A 20,312-nucleotide genomic window follows, 5' to 3' on the forward strand; every position below is an offset into this window, starting at 1 on the left:
TTATAGACCCCGCCGCTCAGACCAGGTTGATCTCGACGCCGATGTTGCCCCGCGTGGCTTTGGAATACGGGCAGGTCTGGTGTGCGGCATCGACGAGGGCCTGGGCGACTTCGCGCTCCACACCGGGCATGCTGAGCTTGAGTCGGGCCTGCAGGAAGTAGGCGCCGTCCGTGGTGCCCAGGTCGACTTCGGCGTCGACGGCGAGGTCGGCCGGGAGCTTGACCTTCATCCCGGCCGCAGCGATCCCGATCGCGCCGATGAAACAGGCCGACCAGCCGGCGGCGAACAGTTGCTCGGGATTGGTGCCGCTGCCCGCGGTGCCGGGAGACGAGAGCTTGATGTCCAGGCGGCCATCGGAACTGCGGGATTCGCCGTTGCGACCGCCCGAAGAGGTGCGGGTCTTGCCGGTGTAGATGACTTTCTCGATGCGTGTCATGGTGGATTCCTTGGTTGGTTGAAGAACTGACGGCACGATTGTTGGTGCGGATCCTCCGGAAGGAAGCGAACTTCGTATTCCTGTGTATCCGGACCGTCTTTCTCAACAGTAAATTTCACAATCGTCGACCTCGGCGCGGGCGCGGACTACATTGCGCTTGCAACACCTGCGTTCGAAGCCACACTGCCATGACTCCCAAGACTTCCGACCACATCCTCATCGTCGACGACGACCGCGAGATCCGCGAACTGCTCACCACCTACCTGGTCAAGAATGGCCTGCGGGTGGTCGCCGTGCCCACTGGCCGGCACATGCGCGCCGCGCTGGAGGAATCGGGCCCCTTCGACCTGATCATTCTCGATCTGATGTTGCCGGGCGAGGACGGGCTGACGCTGTGCCGCGACCTGCGCACGGGCAAGTACAAGGCAATCCCCATCCTGATGCTGACGGCGCGCAGCGAAGAGGCCGACCGGATCCTCGGCCTCGAGATGGGCGCCGACGATTACCTGGCCAAGCCCTTCTCCGCCCGGGAACTGCTCGCGCGCATTCGCGCCGTGATGCGCCGCACCCGGATGCTGCCTCCCAACATGCGCTCGACGGAGGCGGCCCAGAAGCTGGCCTTCGGTGAATGGCAGGTGGACACCACCGCGCGGCACCTGCTCGATGCGAGCGGCACGATGGTCGCGCTGAGCGGCGCCGAGTACCGGCTGCTGCGCATCTTTCTCGATCACCCGCAGAAGGTGCTGAGCCGCGACCAGCTGCTGAGCCTGACGCAAGGCCGGGAGGCGGACCTCTTCGAGCGCTCGATCGACCTGCTCGTGAGCCGGCTGCGCCAGCGGCTGCGCGACGACGCGCGCGAGCCGCGCTACATCAAGACCGTGCGCAGCGAAGGCTACGTGTTCGCATCGGCGGTGGAAGCGCTCGACTGAGGCGGCCAGGTGCGGGCTCGCCTTTCCGGCCCCGTGCGTTGACGGGCCGTGATGCAATGGCAACTCGTCGGATTGCGGATCTCGTGCGAGATGCCGCCCGCCAGGAAGAGCAGGGCAAGCCAGATCTTCATCTCAGGAGCCCGCGGGCCGCTGCTCTGCAAGAAGCGCCTGGATCTTCTTCTCGGTTTCGCCGTAGCGTCCCTCGCCGAAGTGCGAGTAGACGATCTTTCCCTCTTTGTCGATCAGGTAGACGGCAGGCCAGTACTGGTTGTTGAAGGCCTTCCAGGTCGCGTAGCTGTTGTCCTGCGCGACCGCGTGCTTGATCTGCAGTTTCTTGATCGCGTCCTGGACGTTCTTGGTCGACTTCTCGAACGCGAACTCCGGCGTGTGCACGCCCACCACGACCAGGCCCTGGTCCTTGTACTTCTCGTGCCACTCCTTGACGTAGGGCAGGTGGTTCAGGCAGTTGATGCAGGTGTAGGTCCAGAAGTCGATGAGGACCACCTTGCCGCGCAACTCTTCCATCTTCAGCGGCTGGGAGTTGAGCCAGGTGTCGATTTTCTGGAACTCCGGTGCCGACCGGGTCCCGCCGGCAGCGGTGTCGCCGCCGATCGGAGGCGTAGCGAAGGTGAGCGCGGCCACCGAGACGGCGGCGACCACGGCGAGCGGAAGTGCGATGGATCGGATGTTCATGGCGATGACTTTCGATTTCGGATTCAGCGCAGCGTGGTGCCGCCTTCGACCCGCGTCTGGCGCGTCGAGGAAGCCCTGTCGATGTCGTAGTAGGCGGGCACGCGGCTGCCCGCGAAGGCTTCGACGCGCAGGTTCTGGTTGGGGGCGTGTGCGCGTGCGCGCGCTTCGGCCAGCACCGCGGCGCGGTCGCGCGGCGCTGTCGGCGCGGCAGCCACGACGGAAGAAGCTGCATCCGAATACGGGTTCGCGGCGTGCGCCGCTGCCACCGCCTGTGCGCGGACCTCGCTGCGGCTCTGCGTCGACTGGAGCTGCAGGACGCCGTGGTATTCCTCGGCATAGGCCTGCGTGACGGCAAGCACGGCGAACGAGGCGGCGATGGCGATGCGGGAGAACTTCTTCATGGTGATTTCCTTCGGGTGAGTGATGAGGCTTGCTTGGAAGCGAACGGATTCTTGGTCACGTTCGTCCTCGCCGGCGCACATCGCGTATGCCTCTGTATCAGCGCGAGAAATCCACACATTACGTTTCGCAGTCGGGTGTTCAAGGCCGAGTCTGCGCTGTTTGCATCGACTCTTGTATGCCTGTGTATCTACAGGCGCCGAGGTACGCGCACATACAAGATCGCACTCGGCGTGACACATCACGCATACATGTCGCGAATCCAATGGAGCCATCGCCAATCACTGCATTCAAAGGAACGCACATGCCCGAAGCAATCAATCGTCAACGCCGCATTTTTCTGGGGAGTGTCGTCGCGAGCGTCGCAGCTGCAGAACTGGCATTCATGGGTGTCGCCAACGCAGCGACCAAGCTGCCGAAGCTCGAACCGATCAGGCAGATCCGGGCCGGCGAGCTGGATGTCGGCTATTACGAAACCGGGCCTGCCGACGGCATCCCGGTGCTGCTGCTGCACGGCTATCCCTATGACATCCACAGCTATGTCGATGTTGCGCCCCTGCTGGCCGCGCGCGGATGCCGCGTGATCGTGCCGCACCTGCGCGGACACGGCAGCACCCGCTTCCTCGACAGCGCGAACCCGCGCTCCGCCCAGCAGGCCGCCGTGGCACTGGACCAGATCGCATTGCTGGATGCCTTGAAGATCGACCGTGCCGTGATGGTCGGCTACGACTGGGGCGCGCGCACGGCCTGCATCATCTCGGCGCTCTGGCCGGAGCGCTGCCTCGGGCTTCTTTCGGTCAACGGCTACATCATGACCAACCTTCCGGGCAACAAGCTGCCCCTGCCGGCAAAGGCGGAGCACGGCTGGTGGTACCAGTACTACTTCGCCACCGAGCGCGGCCGTGCGGGCCTCGAGGGGAACCGGCGCGACATCGCACGCATCCTGTGGACGACGAACTCGCCGAAGTGGAAGTACGACGACGCCACCTTCGAACGCACGGCCGCGTCCTTCGACAACCCGGACTACGTGCAGATCGTGATCCACAACTACCGCTGGCGCCTGAGCCTCGCGGACGGCTTTCCGCAGTACGCCGAGCTGGAGAAGCGGCTTGCCGCGCTGCCTTCGATCAGCGTTCCCACCATCACCATGGACGGCGACTCCGACGGCGTCGTGCCGGCCACCGACGGCAAGGCCTATGCCTCGAAGTTCACGGGCCCGCGATCGCACCGGATCGTGAACGCGGGCCACAACGTGCCGCAGGAGGCGCCGCAGGCCTTTGCCGATGCCGTCTGGACGCTCGCGTCTGCGCGCGGCTGAGGCAGGCGCCGGCGATTTCCTAGCCAGAGCCTGCCATCAGTTTGATGCCACCCAGGGCGATCAGCACCATGCCGAGCGCTGCAGCCAGACGGTCCCCGCGAGGCAGCAATTTCTCGAGCGCGACGGCGATCGAAAGCGCGGCGACCCAGGCGAGGTTCATGACCCCGCCGACGAACAGCAAGGCCATCAGCGCCCAACAACAGCCCACGCAGAACAGCCCGTGCCGCGCCCCCATGACGAAAGCACCATACACGCCAGGGCGCCATTCTCCGAGCAAGAAGCCCAGCGGCGTTCCACAGCGCGAAAGACACATGCGCTTGAGGCGCGAGAACTGGTAGACGCCAGCGATGGCTGCTGACGGAGATACGGAAGAACTTCTCGGTGTTCAGGGCGTAGGGAGTCGCAATTCAGCGATCAGAAAGTCGATGAAGGCCCGGACCCGCAGCGGCGTGTGCCGGCGATCGGGATAGATCAGCGAGAAGGGGCGAGAGCGGCCTCCGGCTTCGGGCAGCAGCTCCTGGAGGCCGCCACGGCGCAGGTCCTCCTGCACGATGTAGCGGTAGGTCTGCAAGAGCCCGGCGCCATGGCGCGCCAAGGTCACCATGCCCATGTAGTCGTCGGCGCAGCGGTAGCTGGGCGGCGTCTCGAGTTCGATGTCCTGTCCGTCGCGCCTGAAGAGCCAGGGCACCGGTTGTCCGGTGCTGGGCAGCACGAACTGGATGCACTCGTGCCCCGCCAGCGCCTCGAGCGAATCCGGCCTGCCCGCGCGAGCCAGGTAGGAGGGCGCGGCCACCAGCACCAACTCGGCGTCTTCGAGCTTGCGCGCGATGAGGCCGGAGTCCGGCGGCGCGCGTCCCCGAATCGCGAGGTCGAAGCCTTCGCCGGTGAAGTCGATATTGCGGTTGCTCAGGTGAAGCTCGATCCGCACCTTTGGGAAGCGCTTGCTAAAGCGCGGCAGCAACGGCAGCACGCGGTAGTGGCCATAAGGTGAGGCGATGCTGAGACGCAGCACGCCGGCCGGGGCCTGCTGCTCGCCGGTGAGCTGGCTCTCGGCATCGCGCATCAGGCTCAGCGCCTGGCGGCACTGTTCGTAGTAGGCGCGGCCCCCGTCGGTCAGATGAATCTGGCGGGTGGTGCGCACGAACAGGCGAACACCCAGGCGTGCCTCGAGCCGTGCAATCGAGCGGCTCACGGCGGCGGGGCCGAGGCCGGCGGCCAGGGCCGCGGCGGTGAAGCTTTCCAACTCGGCGGCGAGACAGAACAGTTCCAGGCTGCCGAGCATCAGATCGTCGAATTGGCGGCTCATGCTTGTTCCATAGAGTAACTAATGAAGTGACAGTCTATGTCTTTATTCACCCCAGGTGCATCAATACCATTGACCCATGTTTTCAAACCCAGGTGCCGCCTCAAGCAGTGGACGCCCTTACCAGGAGAAACGAAATGACCCAACGCTCGCCTCAAACCGTGATCGTCACAGGTGCCTCCAGCGGCATCGGCCTTGCCATCGCGCGAGCCTTCCTGCGCCGCGGCGACAACGTCGTCGGGAACGCGCGCACGCTCGAGCGCCTGCAGGCCGCTGGCCTCGCGCAGGACGTTCCAGACCAGTTCCTCGCGGTTGCCGGGGACGTCGCCGATCCGGCGACTGCCAAGCGGATCTTTGCCGAAGCGGTTGCACGTTTCGGCCATGTCGACGTGCTGGTCAACAACGCGGGCATCTTCACCCCGAAAGCCTTCGCCGAGTACACGGCCGCGGATGTCGATGCGCTGGTCGGCACCAACCTCAAGGGCTTCTTCTACGTCTCGCAGGAAGCGGTGCGCCACATGACGCCGCGCAAGCAGGGCCATATCGTCAACATCACGGCCAGCCTCGCCTTGCAGCCGAATGCCAGCGTGCCCGCGCTGCTGCCGGTCCTGGTCAAGGGCGGTCTCAACGACGCGACCCGGGCGCTGGCGCTCGAACTCGCGCCGCACAACATCCAGGTAAATGCCGTCGCACCCGGGATCATCGACACGCCGCTCTACACGCCGGACATGCACGCCTTCCTGAACACGCTGCAGCCGGCAGGCCGGATCGGCGCGCCGGCGGACATCGTGGACGCGGTCCTGTACCTGAGCGATGCATCCTTCACCACGGGCGTCGTCCTGCCGGTGGATGGCGGCATGAGCACAGGCAAGTGGTGAGGGGAGGCCAGCCATGCCCTACGTCAACATTCAAGTGACTCGCGAAGGCGTGACCGCAGAGCACAAGGAGCAGCTCATCGCCGGTGTGACCGACCTGCTGGAGCAGGTGCTGAAGAAGCCGCCGGAACTGACCTTCGTCGTGATCGACGAAATCGACACCGACAACTGGGGTCATGGGGGTCGATCCGTGACCGCGCGGCGCCGCGAAGAGGCGAAAGCGAAATAGCGGCGTCGGAAAGAAGATGCCCAGGTTCAGCGATTGCGGGTCGGTTGTCGCCACGCAATAAGCCCTGCTGTTCTGGCCCGTACTTCAGGCGAAGCCAGACAGGTGGCGACAGCCTCATAGCCTGGAGCGCCGGGATATGGGGCGACCTGAGTCGGTGGACTGTGGTTCGCGGGGCAGAGGATGATTGCTTCGTCCGGACCGACAGCAGACAAGTCGAGGATTGCGCAGGAGCGAGTGAGCATGAAGATCGGCCGCGCGCCGGATCCACGGCGGCGCAGCCGGGCAATCAGAGCCTCTTGGGTGGCTTGGTCTAACCCTTGTTCGATCATGTCCACGACCAGGGCATCCGGCCCGTCTGCTTCTAGCCCAACGAGCAATGCAACCAAGGCATCCGACAGCGTAGCGCCATCCTCTACAAGCCAGGCCAGGGCCTGATCGAGCCGAGACCTCAAATGGGGCGCGCCGTTCAGCCGTGATTTTGCTGCTGCACCGCCATCTGCAAGTCTCTCCAGGCCAAGCAAGGCGGCGTTGGGCAGCGCTTTGGCGAGGCATTGCGCCAGTCGGGTCTTGCCGCTGCCGAGCGGACCGATGATGTAGTTCAGAGGCCGGATTTCGCGAAGTTCGAATCGCTCCCCACCCCAAGGCCACGGCAGGTCGAATGCGACGCGGACCTCCGAGACGGGCGCCAGCAAGCCCGCCAGTTCGCCAATGGTCGGAGTCTGACCTTGCGCAACGTTGCTTCGCAAGCCACGGACCTTCTCGACAGTGTGTGCAAGTTGACGAAGTTGCGCTTCCAGCGCTGTTTGGTGAGCGGCCAATGTTTGCTCCAGGCCTTGGGAATTGCCTTCCAGCACCCGTCCCACTTGGGCAAGACTGAAGCCGAGCGCGCGAAGAGCGACGATTTCGGCAGCGCGAGTCATCTCCCCTTGACCATAGGCGCGCCATCCCGCCGTGGTTCGGCCAGGGTCCACCAGGCCGCGCTGCTCATAGAGCCGTAGAGCCTTGGCCGAAACGCCGAGCTGCCTCGCGGCTTCGGACGGACTCAGATACTGGGCGGGAGATCGCATGAAACGTTCCTTTCGATCGATCTTCCCTTTTTAAAGGGTGCCCCTGGGGTCGGGTCAACAGTTGGCCTGACGGGCCAGGTCTGACGCGTGCAGGGCTTGCGCCTAAGGGCTGCGCTGCTCGGGCAATTGCTGGCCACTGCGATTCGTGAGCATGCGCCGCAACGCAATAGCACCACAAGCGGCGGCCGCCAGAGACGCGGTCCACATCGAAAGAACAGCTTCAATGGACAGCTCGCCGTTCGTGCTTTGCGCCAAGCCAGTCAGCACGATGGTTCCACTGTTGTACGCGCCATGAAGCGCGATGCACGGGATGAGAGACCGGGTCCGCTCATAGAGCCAGCCCAGAATTGTTCCAGCGACGAGACCGACCAGGAACTGGTACATGTTCAGATGAACGGTCCCGAAGAGCACGGCCGATCCGAAGATTGCCGTTGAGCGCGAGTACCGTTCGAGAAAGCCTCTCAGCACGATTCCCCGAAAAAGCATCTCTTCAAGCACCGGCGCAAGCACGCAAACCGCCAGCACCGTGGCGATGTCGTTGGTGCCAACGCGTTGAAAGAACTGCTCTTCCCAAGCAGAAAGCGGCGCAATGCGAACCAGGAGTTCCTGCACGTATCCCATGAACAGCAGCAGCGCGGGCACGAGCAGCAGCACTGGCGGGACTATCAGCGCCAGCGTCGCCTTCGCCGACGACGGAGAGTCGTGACACAAGCTGCGATAGGTGATGTTCCGGAAGTGCATCACGAGGGCGAAGACACACCCGTTGCCAAGGAGCACCGTCAAGGCCTGGTGCTGCTCCAGCGATAGCCCAAGCATTCCATTGGCGTCGCGAAGCGCAGATGAGACAACGACCTCGCAAAGCACCAGCGCCACGTACAAGAGAAATGCTTGGTGGGCCGTCGGAAATGGCTCCAACCTATTTCGCATCAGGCGGTACTCGTGAGATGCCGAGCGGCAGCAGGCACATTGCCATTTCTCGACGCAAGTAAAGCCAGCTCGATGCCGGAACCCCAAAACTTCATCTCGATGCGCTTCCTGTTGTTGCTTGACCCGGGGCTTACCCAGGAGGCAGAGATGATACGAAGTGTTTCGCTCACCCTGAGGCGCGCATATTGGCCGTCCGCTGACTCTGTCTCAACAGCTTCGATGAGCTAACGTTCCAAAAGAATGCGAAGCATGCGCTCCGGGTTGGCGAGGAAGTCGCGGGTGACCTGGAAATGCTCGGTGTCCTCATAGGCAACCTTCGCAACTCCTTTCTTGCTGCATTGATAGATGCATGCATCGGGATAGGCCATGAGGATCGGCGAGTGAGTCGCGATGATGAATTGGGACGCGTCCAGGACGAGGTCATGCATGCGCGACAGCACGGCAAGCTGCCGTTGGGGCGAGAGAGCGGCCTCCGGTTCGTCGAGGATGTAGATGCCTTGCCCGCCGAAGCGTTCCATCATGAGCGCCATGAAGGATTCGCCATGTGACTGTTCATGCAACGAGCGGCCGCCGTAGGAGTCGATGGCAGGTGGTCCGAACGAGGGCTCGGCATCGAGATTCTCGATCTCGGTGGCGACGTTGAAGAAGCTTTCTGCCCGCAGGAAGAACCCGTCGCGAGGCCGTTTGATGCCCTTGGCAACGCGAAGGTATTCGTGCAGCTCCGAATGCGATTGCCGGGTTCCGAAGCGGAAGTTCTTGCTGCCGCCCTCGGCATTGAAGCCCAGCGAGACTGCAATGGCTTCGAGGAGCGTCGACTTGCCGGACCCGTTCTCCCCCACGAAGAACGTGACCTTCGGATGAAGGTCGATGTGTTCGAAGGAGCGAATCGCCGGCAGGCAGAACGGGTACCGCTCGAACGACTCGACCTTGTTGCGCAGCAGGGCGACGCGACTGACGTACTGGGTTGAGATCATGAAATCCAAGCGCGCGAGCGTAGGGGAAACTGCCTTGCGTCGAGCGAGACCGCCCTACAGATCCAGCGCCAGAAACTTGGTGCCTGGAATCGGGTTGAAGACGTAGGGCTCGATCGATCTGAACCCTAGCGACTGGTAGAGGCCTTGAGCGGCGCCCATTGTGGGCAGCGTATCGAGACAGATGCGGGCGTACCCTGCTTCACGCGCCTCCTGACAGACGCGTTCCGCGAGTCGTCGCCCGAGCTGCTCGCCGCGTGCCTGGGGCCGGACGTAAAGGCGCTTCATCTCGCCCGTGCTGGCGTCGATGGGGCGAAGCGCGATGCACCCGAGCGCGTCCGTACCTCTCCATGCAAGCAATATGCGGCCGGCAGGCGGCTCGTACTTGCCGGGCAATGCGGCCACTTCAGCTTCGAAGCCCTGGAATTCCAGGTCGATGCCCAAGCTTTCGGCGTACTCGCGAAAGAGGACGCGCACCGTGTCCAGGTCGCGCGGCAGCTCGGCAGCTTTGATCTCAATCATCGTCATCGAATCGTGCCATGACTGCCGATGTTCGCTCTATCGGTAGAACGCCTCGACCTTGCCCTTCAGCTTGATCAGCAGCGGTTTGCCCTTGCGATCCAGCGTCTTGCCTGCGGGCACCTTGATCCAGCCTTCGCTGATGCAGTACTCCTCCACATCGGCGCGCTCCTTGTCGTTGAATCGGATGCCGATGTCGTGCTCGAAGACGGCAGCGACGTGATGGGGGCTGCGCGGATCGATGGATAGATGATCGGGAAGAGGTGGGGTTGGCGTGGCTTCGGTCATGGATGTGGGTTCCTCGTTCGACACCGGCCCGCAGCCGACTTCACGGCGAGACCAAGACCGATGACGGTGCGTGATGATATGGCCGCGTTTGGCCGCACCGCCGGCGCCATGCCCTCACCAGTCTTCCTTGACCGCCAGCACCGCATCGCGCGCGGCCGCCGCGCGCCCAGCCAGCCAGGCGGTGACGGTGCCGGCAACCACCACCGCGGCGCACAGCGCGGCCAGGCGCGCCCACGGCACCAGCAGGTCCATGGTCCAGTGGAAGCTCTGCGGATTGACCACGTGCACCAGCACCACCGACACCGCGAGCCCGAGCGCCAGGCCGGCGAGGGCGCCGATGGCGGTCCAGGCCGCACCTTCGCCGGCCACCACCGCGAGCACCTGGGTGCGCGTGAAGCCCAGATGCGCGAGCAGCCCGAACTCCTTGCGCCGCGCCAGCACCTGCGCGCTGAAGCTGGCCGCGATGCCGAACAGGCCGATGCCGATTGCCACCGCCTGCAGCCAGTAGGTGACGGCGAAGCTGCGGTCGAAGATGCGCAGCGAGGTCGCGCGCAGCTGGCCGACGGAGGCGATCTCGATCGGCTCGGCGGCGGCGGCCTCGCGCACCGCTTGCTGCACCTGCGCTTCCGACGCACCCGGCGCAAGCCACAGCGAGATGTCGCTCACGCTGCGGTCGCCGGTCAGGCGCTCGAAGTCGCGCGCATCCATGGTGATGGCGCCGAACTGCCGCACGTAGTCGCGCCACACGCCGGCGACGAAGAAGCGCTTGCCGCCGCCGAAGGCCTTGGTGAGCGCTTCGAACTCCGTGCCCGGCTTCGCGCCGTAGAGCTCGACCATCGCCTCGCTCACGTAGATGCCCACCCGGCCCGCGGGTACCGGAAGTGCTGCACCCAGGAGCGGCAGCGAACGTGACGCCTCATCGTCCAGGCTGCGCGAGATCAGCGTGACAGCCGGCCGCGCCGGATCGAGCAGCAGAGCCCGCGTGCGCAGCGTGCCGGTGCGCGCCACGCCGGGCAGTTGCGCGAGCGCCTGCACGAAGGCCGGCGTGAAGGCGGCCTGCTCGCTTTGGCTCGAACTGCCGGCGGTGGCGCTGCGCACATAGAGATCGGCCGGCAGCACCACGTCGAGCCAGCGCGTCACCGACTCGCGAAAGCTCGCGACCATCACGGTGAGCGCGACCGCGAGGCTCAGGCTCGCGACCACGCCGCTGACGGCCACCGCCGCCGTGCCGCGCATGCGCCGCGCGCGCTCGATCGCGAGCATCGGCAACACGCGGTGCGCTGCGAGCGGTGCGAGCCGGCCGTAGAGCAAGGCAATCAGCCAGGGCAGGGCGGCGATGCCGCCGACCAGCAGGAAGCCCACCGAGAGATACGCCGCGATAGGGATGCCGAAAACCGCCGGCGCCGTTGCCAGCGCCGCACCGGCCGCGATCAGCAGCAGGGCCAGCTTGTATGCGCCGCCCTGCGCGGGCGCGGCGCCCAGGCCCTTGAGCGTCTGCGCTTCGGGCAGCGCCTGGGCCGCACGCGCGGGCCACCAGCCGCCGACCCCCGCGGCGAGCACGCCGAGGCCGCCATAAAGCAGCGCCGCGCCCGAGCTCCAGCGCAGGGTCGGCGCAACGCCGTCGAAGTAGCCGCCGCCAAGATCGCCGCCCAGCACCCGCAGCGCGACGGCGGCGAGCGCGGTGCCGAGCGCGATGCCGGCGACGCTGCCGAAGAGGCCCAGCACCAGCGATTCGGCGAGCACCAGCCGCAGCCGCTCGCGCGGCGTGAGGCCCAGCACGCCGAGCAATGCGAACTGTTGCGCGCGCTTGGCGACGCTCAAGGCCAGCACCGAGAACACCAGGAAGGCGCCGGTGAACAAGGCCACCAGCGCGAGCACCGTGAGGTTCACGCGGTAGGCGCGCGAGAGATTGCTCACGCGCTCGGCCGCATCGCCCGGTTCGGCGATCTGGATGCTTGCGGGCCAGCTCGGCGACTCCTGCAGCGAACGGATGAAGGCCGCGCGGTCGATGCCGGGCGCGAGCCGCAGGTCGATGCGCGTGAGCTGGCCTCCGCGGCCGAAGAGATCCTGCGCCGCGCCGATGTCCATCACCGCCAGCGCGCTGCCGCCGGCCGCCACCTGGCCGGCCACGCGCAGTGCGTGTTGCTGCGTGCCGATGCGCAGCTGCACCGTGGCGGCGGCTTCGCCCAGCGCGGTGCGCGCGGCGGCATTGAGGAACAGCGTGTCCGGCGCGAACAGCGCAAAGCGGTCGGCGTCCTTCGCCGGCTGCGGCATCAGCGCGGGCGCGATCGTGGGCAGCACCAGTGCATCGACGCCGATCACGCGCAGCGCGATGCGGCGCTCGCTGCCCGCGACGAGCGCCACCGCCTGTGATTCCAGCACCGGGCTGGCGAGCGTCACCTGCGGATGCTGCGCCACGCGCGCGAACACGGCCTCGTCGAAGCCGCCTTGCGCGGCGCGCAGTTCCAGGTCCGGCTGGCCGTTGACCGAGCGCACGGCGCTCGCGAACTCGTCGAGCGCCGATGCGTTGATGAGCTGCACCGAGAAGGCCAGCGCCACGCCGAGCATCACTGCCAGCACCGCGGCGGCATTGCGCCATGGATGGTGGCGCAGTTCCTGCCAGGAGAAGGTACGAAGAAGCGCTCGCATGGAGCTGGCGATTCTGCGCGTTCGCTCAAAGCCGTTCGGCTTGCACGGCCAGGTAGGCGCGCACCGCCGGGCTGGTGCTGAGGCCGGCCGCGCGCGCATAGGCCTCGCGGGCTGCGGCGGGCTCGCCGGTGCCGCCGAGCAGGTGGGCGCGCGCGGCCCAGTAGGGCTGATAGCTCGCGACTTCTGCGATGGCGATGGCATCGAGCGCCTGCAGGCCCGCGGCCGATCCTTCGGCGATCGCCACCGCGCAGGCGCGGCTCACGCGGGCCCCGATGCTCGGGCGCCATGCGAGCAGCCCGTCATAGAGCGCGACCAGCGCATCGGGCGGAACCTGCGCACCCAGCCGGCGCGCGCAGTGGGCCGACTGGATCGCGGCCTCCATCTGGTAGGCGCCGAGCGACTTCATGCCCGCTGCATGCTGCAGCGCCTGTTCGGCCTGCGCGCGCATCGCATGGTTCCAGCGCGCGGTGTCCTGCACGTCGAGCGGCACGTAGTCGCCGGCTGCGCCGCGCCGCGCGGCGGCACGGCTCTCGCAGAACAGCATCAGGGCCAGCAGACCCAGCGGCTCGGGCTCATCGGGCATCAGGCCGCACAGGATGCGGCACAGGTCGATGGCTTCGCCGGTGAGGCCGCGTTGCGCAGCATCGGCGCCATCGACGTCGTCCCAGCCGGTGCCGTAAGCCGCGTAGATGCCATCGAGCACATCCTGCAGCCGCTGCGGAAGATCGCGGGTTTGCGGAAATTCGAAAGGAATTCCGGCCGCGCGAATGCGCGCCTTGGCGCGCACCAGGCGCTGGCCGAGCGTGGACGGCGCGACCAGGAAGGCGCCCGCCATGCGCGCCGCGTCGAGCCCGAGCACGGTCTGCAGCATCAGCGGCGCGCGCGCCGCAGCATCGATCGCCGGGTGCGCGCACACAAAAAGGAGGCGCAGCCGCTCGTCCGGCACGGCCTCGCCGCCGGCCGTGTCGGCCGTGAACTCGTCGGCCAGCAGAAGCAGGGTCTGCGTGGCCTCGTCCTGCACGCGGCTGTGGCGCCATGCATCGAGCGTGCGGTTACGCGCCACGCTGAGCAGCCAGGCCTCGGGCTGATCGGGAATGCCTTCCTGCGGCCAGCGCTCGAGCGCGCGGGCGAAGGCATCGGCCAGCGCATCCTCCGACGCGGCGATGTCGCGCGTGCGCGCCGAGAGGATCGCGACCAGCCGGCCGTAGGACTGGCGCGCGGCCTTCTCGGCGGCCTCGTGCGCTGCGTGGATTGCAGCAGACCCCGTCACATCTCGGGTGCGGTGAATACCGGGCGCACCTCGACGCCGCCCGTGCTGGCACAGGGCGCGCGCGCGGCCCACTCGAGCGCGGCGTCGAGGTCCGGCACCTCGATCACGAAGTAGCCGCCGAGCTGTTCCTTGGTGTCGGCAAAGGGGCCGTCCTGCACTTGCCGCTTGTCGCCGCGCACGCGCAGCGTGGTGCCGGTCATCGGCGGATGCAGGCCGTGGCCGTTCTGCACGATGCCCGACTGGCGCACCGCGCCCACATAGTCCATCCAGCTGGCGCGGTGGGCCTGCGCGGCGGCATCGTCGCGCTGGTCGAACTCGGATTGGGGTTGATAGAACAACAGCATGTATTGCATGGGGAACTCCGAAAAGGAACATCGAGCAGGATCGCTCAACCCAATGACGGCTGGCAAGCGGGCATTTCGACAGCCGGTGCCGGCAATTGCCGCAGTGCGCGAACCGGCGAGCGAAGGATCAGCCAGGCCTGCAGCACGAAGCCCGCCAGGGCCAGCAGCAGGCAGGCCGGCTCGCCCCACGTCGCGCCGACGATGCCGCCCAGGGCCGCGCCGACCGGACGGGCGCCGGCATTGACCGTGAGGAACACGGCCGAGACGCGGCCCAGCATCGCGTTGGGTGTCACCGTCTGCCGCAAGGTGGTGGATGTGATGACCCAGACGATCGGCCCCACGCCGAACAGGAACAGCGAGATCGCCGCGAGCGCGCCGCTGGGCACCACCAGCGTGGCCGTCATCAGCAGCGCCGCGAGCACCGAAGACACAGGCCCGAACTGGATCGCCCGGCCCAGCGGCATCGCGCCGACCATGCGCGAAGCCAGCAGCGCGCCAGTCACCATGCCGGCGCCGCAGATGCCCAGGCTCAGGCCGACCGCGCCGACGCCCAGTCCCAGCGTGCGCACCGCATAGGGCACGTAGGCAGCCTGGAGCACGAACCAAGAGGTGTTCCATGCCGCGGCCGTCAGCAGGATGGGCCGCAGCAGCTCGTGCCGCCACACGAGGCGCGCTCCATCCTGCAGTTCGAGCAGCGGATGGCGTGCACTCGGGCGTGTGCGCTGCGGCTCGGCAATGCGCAGCAGCAGCACGACGGCCGATACCGACAACATCGCGGCCAGCACGAAAGCCGCAGGCGCGCCGAGCCACGCCACCAGCGCGCCGGCCAGCGCCGGCCCGGCGGCGAAGGCGGCGCTGCGCGCGAGTTCGAGCCGCCCGTTGGCGCGGGCCAGCGCTTCGCGCGGGACGAGCGCCGGCACCAACGCCGGCGCCGCGATGTTGAAGCCCACGGTGCCGACGGCGCCAATGAAGCCGAGGAGCGCCAGCCATTCGATCGACGGGCGGGCCGTCGCCACGACCGCGAGCAGGCCCAGCAAGGCCAGCGCCCGCAGCGCTTCCGCCCACAGCATCAGGCGCTGCCGCGAGGTCCTGTCGGCGATCAGGCCCAGGGGGATCGACAGCAGCAGGAAGGGCAGGGTCTGCACCGTGGCCAGCATGCCGATCTCGCCCGGGCCGGCGCCGAGCGCGAGCACCGCCACCAGCGGCACGGCGGCCAGGCTCAGCTGCTCGGCCGACTGGGCTGCCAGGTTGGACCAGGCCAGCTTGACGAAGGGGCGGGGGAGTTTCGGATCCATGCGCTTCCTGCAAGAAATGAAGTCGCGATCATCGACCGTAGGCCGCTTCGACGCTGGCCGTATGCGGACCTGTGAATGCGAGCCTCCGAAGCCCTCGCGCCCTGCGCTCGTCACAGAGTTTTCATGCGAAGCGCGGAGCATCGGCCGGTTACCCACACCACAGCAAAACAATGGCCAAAGATTTCGACCGCATGGAGGACTCCAACCGGAGTGCCAATCCCACTATTCACGAGGTCTCCGACCCGGCACGCCGCATCTTCGTGCGCGGCGGCCTGGCGGCAGCAGCCAGCGGCTTGTTCGCACCGTTCGCGCTCGGCACGCTGGCCGGCTGCGCCGCGACCGGCGGCGCCGGCAACCCGGCTGCCCTCGGCCGCGGCATCGGCTTCAAGAGCGCGCCGATGGCTGCCATCGATCGCGTCGCGGTGCCCGAGGGCTACACCGCGCAGGTGCTGTACCGCTGGGGCGACCCGGTGGGGATCGCCGGCCAGATGCCGGCCTTCAAGCCCGACGGCTCGAACAGCGCGGCCGAGCAGGCGCTGCAGGCCGGCATGCACCACGACGGCATGGCCTTCTTCCCCGTCGAGGGCTCCTCGCAGCGCGGCCTGCTGGTGATGAACCACGAGTACGTGGACGACGGCCTGCTGCACGCCGACGGCATGAAGACCTGGACGGCAGAGAAGGTGCGCAAATCCATGCACGCGCACGGCGTCTCGGTGATCGAGATCCAGCGCGAGGGCAGCGCGTGGAAGCAGGTGATGCCTTCGAAGTTCGCGCGCCGCATCACCGCCCTGACGCCGATGACCATCACCGGCCCGGCCGCCGGCCACCCGATGCTCAGAACTGCCGCCGATCCGAGCGGCACGCGCGTGCTGGGCACCTACAACAACTGCGCCAACGGCCAGACGCCCTGGGGCACCTATCTGACCTGCGAAGAGAACTTCGCCGACTACTTCGAGGGCGTCGACAATCCCGACGCGCACCAGCGCCGCTGGGGCATCCGCAAGGGCAACGGCTCCAAGTACCGCTGGCACGAGCATGAAGAGCGCTTCAACGTCGCGCGGCATCCGAATGAATCCAACCGCTACGGCTGGGTGGTCGAGATCGATCCGCAGGGCCCGAGCTCCACGCCCGTCAAGCGCAGCGCGCTCGGCCGCGCCGCGCACGAAGGCGCGGCCACAGCGCTGACGGCCGATGGCCGCGCGGTGGTCTACATGGGCGAGGACTCGCGCTTCGAATACATCTACAAGTTCGTCAGCCGCGACCGCGTCAAGCCCGGCGGCTTCGCGGCCAACCGCGAGCTGCTGGACCATGGCACGCTGTACGTCGCGCGCTTCGACGTCGACGGCACCGGCGAATGGCTGCCGCTGGTGCAAGGCCAGGGGCCGTTGACCACCGACAAGGGCTTTGCGAACCAGGGCGACGTGCTGATCAAGTCGCGCCAGGCCAGCGACGCGCTGGGCGCCACCAAGATGGATCGGCCCGAATGGACCACGGTGGACCCGATCACCAAGGAGGTCTACTGCACGCTGACCAACAACAGCAATCGCGGCGCCGCCGGCCAGCCCTTCATGGACGCGGCCAACCCGCGTTCCAACAACACCATGGGCCAGATCATCCGCTGGAAGGAAGGCGGCGATCTCGATGCCACCAAGTTCGCCTGGAACCACCTGGTGCTGGCCGGCGACCCGAAGCAGGGCCGCTCGGAAGCGCAGGGCAACTTCAAGGGCGACACCTTCGGCAGCCCCGACGGCCTGATTGTCGATGCGCGCGGCGTGCTGTGGATCCAGACCGATGCGTCGACCTCGACGCTGGGCAAGGGCGACTACAGCAGCCTGTCCAACAACCAGATGCTGGCCTGCGATCCCACCAAGGGCGAGATCCGCCGCTTCCTGGTCGGCCCGTCGGGCTGTGAAGTCACCGGGCTCACGGCCACGCCCGATCTCAAGACGTTGTTCATCAACATCCAGCATCCGGGCGAGCCTGCCAACGAGCGCAGCGATCCGGAGCGTCCGCTGGCCGTGTCGAAGTGGCCCGACGGCGCCGGCCGGCCGCGCTCGGCGACGGTTGTCATCACCAAGAACGACGGCGGCGTGATCGGTACCTGAGTCAGCCGGCTGGTTGTGTCAGGACGCGGTGCAGGCTGCCGGCCACAGCCAGCAGCTCGCGCTCGCGCTGCGCATGGCCGACCAGCTGCATGCCGATCGGCAAGCCTTGCGGCCCCAGCAGGCCGGGCACGGCGACGCAGGGCGCGCCGAGCAGGGTCCAGATGCGGTTGAAGACCGGGTCGCCGGTGGCGGCCAGGCCCGCCGGTGCCTCGCCGGGTGCGGCGGGCACCAGCAGTGCATCGACATCGCGCATCAGCTCGGGCAGCAGCCGGCGGGCGATGGTGGCTTGCGCCAGCGCCTGTGCGTAGGTCTCGTCGGTGCAGTCGCGGCCGCCTTGCAGCAATGCGCTGAGTGCCGCGCTGAGCTGTTCAGGATGCCGGCGCCATTCGGTGTCGAGCTGGCGCGCGGCCTCGAAGGCCATCACGGTTTTCTGCGCCTCCACCAGCCCGGCCAATGCGCTGGGCAGGACGATGTCGCCCAGCGTGACGCCGGCCGCACCGGCCAGCTTCAGCGCCTGCTCGAAGGCCGCGGCGCCGCCGGCATCGATGGCCGGCCATTCGTGCGTGCGGCAAACACCGAGGCGCAGCGCGCGCGGCGCAGGCGTTGGCAGCGGCGCGAAGGCCATCCCGTTCATCGCACCGCGCATCAGCTCCAGGTCGTCGGCGCTGCGCGCCAGCCAGCCCAGGGTGTCCAGCGAGGGCGAGAAGGGCTTGATGCCTTCGAGGCTCAGCGCGCCGAAGCTCGGCTTGAGCGCGAACACGCCGCAGAAGGAGGCGGGGCGAATCAGCGATCCCGCCGTCTGCGTGCCGAAGGCGATCGGCACCATGCCGTCGGCCACCGCGGCGGCCGAGCCGCTGGACGAGCCGCCGGGCGTATGGGCCGGGTTGTGCGGGTTGGCCGTGGGTCCGGGCGAGAAGTAGGCGAACTCTGTGGTCACGGTCTTGCCCATCACGAGCGCGCCGGCCGCGCGTGCGAGCGCCACGCAGGCGGCATCGGCCGCGGGGCGGAAGCCCTCGTAGATCGGCGAGCCGTAGCGCGTGGGCATATCGGCGGTGGCGATGAGATCCTTGACGCCGATCGGCACGCCGCCCAGCAGACCGGGCCGGCCGCGCGCGTCCAGCGCGCGGGCTGCGGCGATGGCGCCCTTGGTGTCGAGGTGCTGCCAGGCATGGATCAGCGGCTCGCGTTCGGCGATGCGCTCGAGGGCGGCGCGGGCTGCTGCTTCGGCCGTCATCGTGCCTGCGGCCATGGCCTGGCGCAGGGCGACTGCGGTCAACCCCATCAGGCGGCCTTGGCTTGCGCCGGCGCGAACATCGACTCCATCTCGTGGCGGATCTTGTAGGCGTGGGTCGTGGTGTCCATCGCGACGTCGGCCCAGCAGAGGCTCTGACCCTTCTTCACCGGGCGCACCAGCTTGATGTTGTGCGCGAGGCCCAGCGGCAGGCCGCCGATGCGCATCGAGCGTTCGGCCGGCAGCAGCTTGCCCCACACGGTGTAGCCGCCTTCGCCGTCGAGCGTCTCGCCCGCCGCGAGGTCGCGCTTGGCGGTGGCCACCACGTCGGCGTTCCAGCAGCTGGCGACGCCGGTCGCTTCGCCGCGCAGCGCCACGCTCGCGACCGAGACGCCGACCTCCAGCCCGATCAGGTGCCAGCGCTTGTAGAGCGTGAAGTAGCGCCCGCTCGGATCGGTATGCGCGTTGTATTCCTCGAAGCAGTTCTTGATGTACTCGGTCTCGGCCTCGACCGTGACCCACACGCCCATGCGGATGTCGTAGGGGATCTTGCGGCCGTCGGCCTCGAGCGAGGACACCACTTCGACCATGCCCTTGCGTTCGAGCACGCCGCCTTCGTTCTTCGGCCGCGTGACGAAGGGAATGTCTTCCACGCTTGCCGGCGGATAGAGCAGGCCGTCGGAGGGCACGCCGAGGCCGGTGGCGTTAGCCACCGCAGCGCTTTCGATCGAAGGCTTGGAACCGTCGAGGAAGCTGTTGAACATCTTCGGGTTGAGCCCGCCGCGCAGCGCCTGCTCGGGCGTGAGACCGTAGTTGCCCCACACGGTCTCGGGCGTCGATTCACTGAAGTGCGGCAGCCACTTGTGGCCGCGCCCCGCGGCCACCACGGGAAAGCCGCAGGTGCGGGCCCAGTCGACCAGGTCGCAGATCAGCGCCGGCTGATCGCCGAAGGCGAGCGAATACACCACGCCCGTCTGCTGTGCGCGGCGCGCCAGCAGCGGGCCACAGAAGGCATCGGCCTCGACCGTGACGTTGACCACGTGCTTGCCGTGCGCGAAGGCATCGAGGCAGTGGTCGACCGCGGCCACCGGATTGCCGGTGCACTCGACCACGATGTCGATCGAAGGCTCGCGCGTCACGGCCTGCCAGTCTTCGGTGATCCAGGTGCTGCCGGTTTGCAGCGCTTCCTGCACCGAGCGGGCGGCCGCGCGCTCGGGCTTCCAGCCGACGCGTTCGAGGTTGGCGCGCGCCGCGGCGGGCGAGAGGTCGGCGATGGCGACCAGCTGCACGCCGGGCGTGCGCGGAATCTGCGCCAGGTACATCGAGCCGAACTTGCCGGCGCCGATCAGGCCGATGCGCACCGGCTTGCCGTCGGCCGCGCGTTGTTGGAGTCGGGTGTAAAGGCTCATGTGCTTCCTAGTAACCGTTCGCACTGAGCTTGTCGAAGTGCTGCGTCGATCGACA

General features: G+C 67.3%; 20 protein-coding genes and 1 pseudogene. 5 read left to right on the top strand and 16 right to left on the bottom strand.

What is annotated here, in order from left to right; all coding sequences use genetic code 11:
- Positions 1–16: 16 nt before the first annotated feature.
- Entirely contained in the window at positions 17–436 is a 420-nt protein-coding gene (locus ACSQ9I_RS10770; RefSeq protein WP_436313161.1) for an organic hydroperoxide resistance protein, read from the bottom strand.
- Positions 437–624: 188 nt separating this feature from the next.
- On the opposite strand from ACSQ9I_RS10770, the gene ACSQ9I_RS10775 reads away from it, so the two are divergent.
- Positions 625–1,365, top strand: coding sequence for a response regulator (locus ACSQ9I_RS10775; RefSeq protein WP_093102472.1), 741 nt, complete (start codon positions 625–627; stop codon positions 1,363–1,365).
- 132 nt (positions 1,366–1,497) lie between these two features.
- Here the strand turns inward: ACSQ9I_RS10775 and ACSQ9I_RS10780 are convergent, their stop codons facing one another.
- Together ACSQ9I_RS10780 and ACSQ9I_RS10785 are read right to left on the bottom strand one after the other, a co-directional pair.
- The gene (locus ACSQ9I_RS10780) at positions 1,498–2,058 is read right to left on the bottom strand and encodes a thioredoxin family protein (RefSeq protein ID WP_436313162.1); all 561 of its coding nucleotides are present in this window, start codon (positions 2,056–2,058) and stop codon (positions 1,498–1,500) included.
- Positions 2,059–2,081: 23 nt separating this feature from the next.
- Positions 2,082–2,459, bottom strand: a complete 378-nt coding sequence (locus tag ACSQ9I_RS10785) for a hypothetical protein (protein WP_436303542.1) — start codon at positions 2,457–2,459, stop codon at positions 2,082–2,084.
- Between the two features lie 302 nt (positions 2,460–2,761).
- Between ACSQ9I_RS10785 and ACSQ9I_RS10790 the strand changes: the two genes are divergently transcribed.
- On the top strand, positions 2,762–3,775 hold the full coding sequence (locus tag ACSQ9I_RS10790; RefSeq protein ID WP_436313163.1) for an alpha/beta fold hydrolase: 1,014 nt from the start codon (positions 2,762–2,764) through the stop codon (positions 3,773–3,775).
- 19 nt (positions 3,776–3,794) lie between these two features.
- Here the strand turns inward: ACSQ9I_RS10790 and ACSQ9I_RS10795 are convergent.
- A pseudogene (locus ACSQ9I_RS10795) lies at positions 3,795–4,127 on the bottom strand (DUF2182 domain-containing protein); the annotation flags it as partial.
- A 33-nt stretch (positions 4,128–4,160) separates the two neighbouring features.
- Entirely contained in the window at positions 4,161–5,081 is a 921-nt protein-coding gene (locus ACSQ9I_RS10800) for a LysR family transcriptional regulator (RefSeq protein ID WP_436313164.1), read from the bottom strand.
- A 134-nt stretch (positions 5,082–5,215) separates the two neighbouring features.
- Here ACSQ9I_RS10800 and ACSQ9I_RS10805 point away from each other — a divergent pair, with 134 nt between their 5' ends.
- Positions 5,216–5,956 carry an SDR family NAD(P)-dependent oxidoreductase gene (locus tag ACSQ9I_RS10805; RefSeq protein ID WP_436313165.1) on the top strand — a complete coding sequence of 247 codons (741 nt, stop codon included), beginning with the start codon at positions 5,216–5,218 and terminating at the stop codon, positions 5,954–5,956.
- A gap of 13 nt (positions 5,957–5,969) precedes the next feature.
- Entirely contained in the window at positions 5,970–6,182 is a 213-nt protein-coding gene (locus tag ACSQ9I_RS10810) for a tautomerase family protein (RefSeq protein ID WP_093102484.1), read from the top strand.
- A gap of 26 nt (positions 6,183–6,208) precedes the next feature.
- Here the strand turns inward: ACSQ9I_RS10810 and ACSQ9I_RS10815 are convergent, their stop codons facing one another.
- The 9 genes from ACSQ9I_RS10815 to ACSQ9I_RS10855 all read right to left on the bottom strand — a co-directional run bounded on the left by ACSQ9I_RS10815 (position 6,209) and on the right by ACSQ9I_RS10855 (position 15,512).
- Entirely contained in the window at positions 6,209–7,249 is a 1,041-nt protein-coding gene (locus tag ACSQ9I_RS10815; protein ID WP_436313166.1) for a MerR family transcriptional regulator, read from the bottom strand.
- 102 nt (positions 7,250–7,351) lie between these two features.
- Complete coding sequence (locus ACSQ9I_RS10820) at positions 7,352–8,122, bottom strand: CPBP family intramembrane glutamic endopeptidase (protein WP_436315735.1); 771 nt, start codon at positions 8,120–8,122, stop codon at positions 7,352–7,354.
- Between the two features lie 278 nt (positions 8,123–8,400).
- The gene (locus tag ACSQ9I_RS10825) at positions 8,401–9,150 is read right to left on the bottom strand and encodes an AAA family ATPase (RefSeq protein ID WP_436315736.1); all 750 of its coding nucleotides are present in this window, start codon (positions 9,148–9,150) and stop codon (positions 8,401–8,403) included.
- A 54-nt stretch (positions 9,151–9,204) separates the two neighbouring features.
- A complete protein-coding gene (locus ACSQ9I_RS10830; protein ID WP_436315737.1) occupies positions 9,205–9,669 on the bottom strand; it encodes a GNAT family N-acetyltransferase in 465 nt (154 codons plus the stop codon).
- A 36-nt stretch (positions 9,670–9,705) separates the two neighbouring features.
- Positions 9,706–9,954, bottom strand: coding sequence for a DUF3297 family protein (locus ACSQ9I_RS10835; protein ID WP_093102490.1), 249 nt, complete (start codon positions 9,952–9,954; stop codon positions 9,706–9,708).
- Positions 9,955–10,068: 114 nt separating this feature from the next.
- Complete coding sequence (locus ACSQ9I_RS10840; protein WP_436313167.1) at positions 10,069–12,603, bottom strand: ABC transporter permease; 2,535 nt, start codon at positions 12,601–12,603, stop codon at positions 10,069–10,071.
- Positions 12,604–12,628: 25 nt separating this feature from the next.
- The gene (locus ACSQ9I_RS10845) at positions 12,629–13,873 is read right to left on the bottom strand and encodes an RNA polymerase sigma factor (protein WP_436313168.1); all 1,245 of its coding nucleotides are present in this window, start codon (positions 13,871–13,873) and stop codon (positions 12,629–12,631) included.
- Positions 13,870–14,226 (bottom strand): YciI family protein, encoded by a 357-nt coding sequence (locus ACSQ9I_RS10850; RefSeq protein WP_436313169.1) that lies wholly within the window; start codon positions 14,224–14,226, stop codon positions 13,870–13,872. The genes ACSQ9I_RS10845 and ACSQ9I_RS10850 overlap by 4 nt, the downstream gene beginning before the upstream one ends.
- Positions 14,227–14,261: 35 nt before the next feature.
- Positions 14,262–15,512 carry an MFS transporter gene (locus ACSQ9I_RS10855; RefSeq protein WP_436313170.1) on the bottom strand — a complete coding sequence of 417 codons (1,251 nt, stop codon included), beginning with the start codon at positions 15,510–15,512 and terminating at the stop codon, positions 14,262–14,264.
- 170 nt (positions 15,513–15,682) lie between these two features.
- Between ACSQ9I_RS10855 and ACSQ9I_RS10860 the strand changes: the two genes are divergently transcribed.
- Positions 15,683–17,617, top strand: a complete 1,935-nt coding sequence (locus tag ACSQ9I_RS10860) for a PhoX family protein (protein ID WP_436313171.1) — start codon at positions 15,683–15,685, stop codon at positions 17,615–17,617.
- A gap of 1 nt (position 17,618) precedes the next feature.
- Here the strand turns inward: ACSQ9I_RS10860 and ACSQ9I_RS10865 are convergent, their stop codons facing one another.
- The gene (locus ACSQ9I_RS10865; protein ID WP_436313172.1) at positions 17,619–18,899 is read right to left on the bottom strand and encodes an amidase; all 1,281 of its coding nucleotides are present in this window, start codon (positions 18,897–18,899) and stop codon (positions 17,619–17,621) included.
- Complete coding sequence (locus tag ACSQ9I_RS10870; protein ID WP_436313173.1) at positions 18,899–20,257, bottom strand: NAD(P)H-dependent oxidoreductase; 1,359 nt, start codon at positions 20,255–20,257, stop codon at positions 18,899–18,901. Before ACSQ9I_RS10870 ends, ACSQ9I_RS10865 begins: the two co-directional genes overlap by 1 nt.
- Positions 20,258–20,312: the final 55 nt, after the last annotated feature.

Source organism: Variovorax sp. LjRoot84 (genome assembly GCF_964254305.1).
Classification (GTDB): Bacteria; Pseudomonadota; Gammaproteobacteria; order Burkholderiales; family Burkholderiaceae_C; genus Variovorax.

Coding starts and splice junctions, on each gene's coding strand:
- ACSQ9I_RS10770 (WP_436313161.1), bottom strand. CDS start 436: ATGACACGCATCGAGAAAGTCATCTACACCGGCAAGACCCGCACCTCT.
- ACSQ9I_RS10775 (WP_093102472.1), top strand. CDS start 625: ATGACTCCCAAGACTTCCGACCACATCCTCATCGTCGACGACGACCGC.
- ACSQ9I_RS10780 (WP_436313162.1), bottom strand. CDS start 2,058: ATGAACATCCGATCCATCGCACTTCCGCTCGCCGTGGTCGCCGCCGTC.
- ACSQ9I_RS10785 (WP_436303542.1), bottom strand. CDS start 2,459: ATGAAGAAGTTCTCCCGCATCGCCATCGCCGCCTCGTTCGCCGTGCTT.
- ACSQ9I_RS10790 (WP_436313163.1), top strand. CDS start 2,762: ATGCCCGAAGCAATCAATCGTCAACGCCGCATTTTTCTGGGGAGTGTC.
- ACSQ9I_RS10800 (WP_436313164.1), bottom strand. CDS start 5,081: ATGAGCCGCCAATTCGACGATCTGATGCTCGGCAGCCTGGAACTGTTC.
- ACSQ9I_RS10805 (WP_436313165.1), top strand. CDS start 5,216: ATGACCCAACGCTCGCCTCAAACCGTGATCGTCACAGGTGCCTCCAGC.
- ACSQ9I_RS10810 (WP_093102484.1), top strand. CDS start 5,970: ATGCCCTACGTCAACATTCAAGTGACTCGCGAAGGCGTGACCGCAGAG.
- ACSQ9I_RS10815 (WP_436313166.1), bottom strand. CDS start 7,249: ATGCGATCTCCCGCCCAGTATCTGAGTCCGTCCGAAGCCGCGAGGCAG.
- ACSQ9I_RS10825 (WP_436315736.1), bottom strand. CDS start 9,150: ATGATCTCAACCCAGTACGTCAGTCGCGTCGCCCTGCTGCGCAACAAG.
- ACSQ9I_RS10830 (WP_436315737.1), bottom strand. CDS start 9,669: ATGATTGAGATCAAAGCTGCCGAGCTGCCGCGCGACCTGGACACGGTG.
- ACSQ9I_RS10835 (WP_093102490.1), bottom strand. CDS start 9,954: ATGACCGAAGCCACGCCAACCCCACCTCTTCCCGATCATCTATCCATC.
- ACSQ9I_RS10840 (WP_436313167.1), bottom strand. CDS start 12,603: ATGCGAGCGCTTCTTCGTACCTTCTCCTGGCAGGAACTGCGCCACCAT.
- ACSQ9I_RS10850 (WP_436313169.1), bottom strand. CDS start 14,226: ATGCAATACATGCTGTTGTTCTATCAACCCCAATCCGAGTTCGACCAG.
- ACSQ9I_RS10855 (WP_436313170.1), bottom strand. CDS start 15,512: ATGGATCCGAAACTCCCCCGCCCCTTCGTCAAGCTGGCCTGGTCCAAC.
- ACSQ9I_RS10860 (WP_436313171.1), top strand. CDS start 15,683: ATGGCCAAAGATTTCGACCGCATGGAGGACTCCAACCGGAGTGCCAAT.
- ACSQ9I_RS10865 (WP_436313172.1), bottom strand. CDS start 18,899: ATGGGGTTGACCGCAGTCGCCCTGCGCCAGGCCATGGCCGCAGGCACG.
- ACSQ9I_RS10870 (WP_436313173.1), bottom strand. CDS start 20,257: ATGAGCCTTTACACCCGACTCCAACAACGCGCGGCCGACGGCAAGCCG.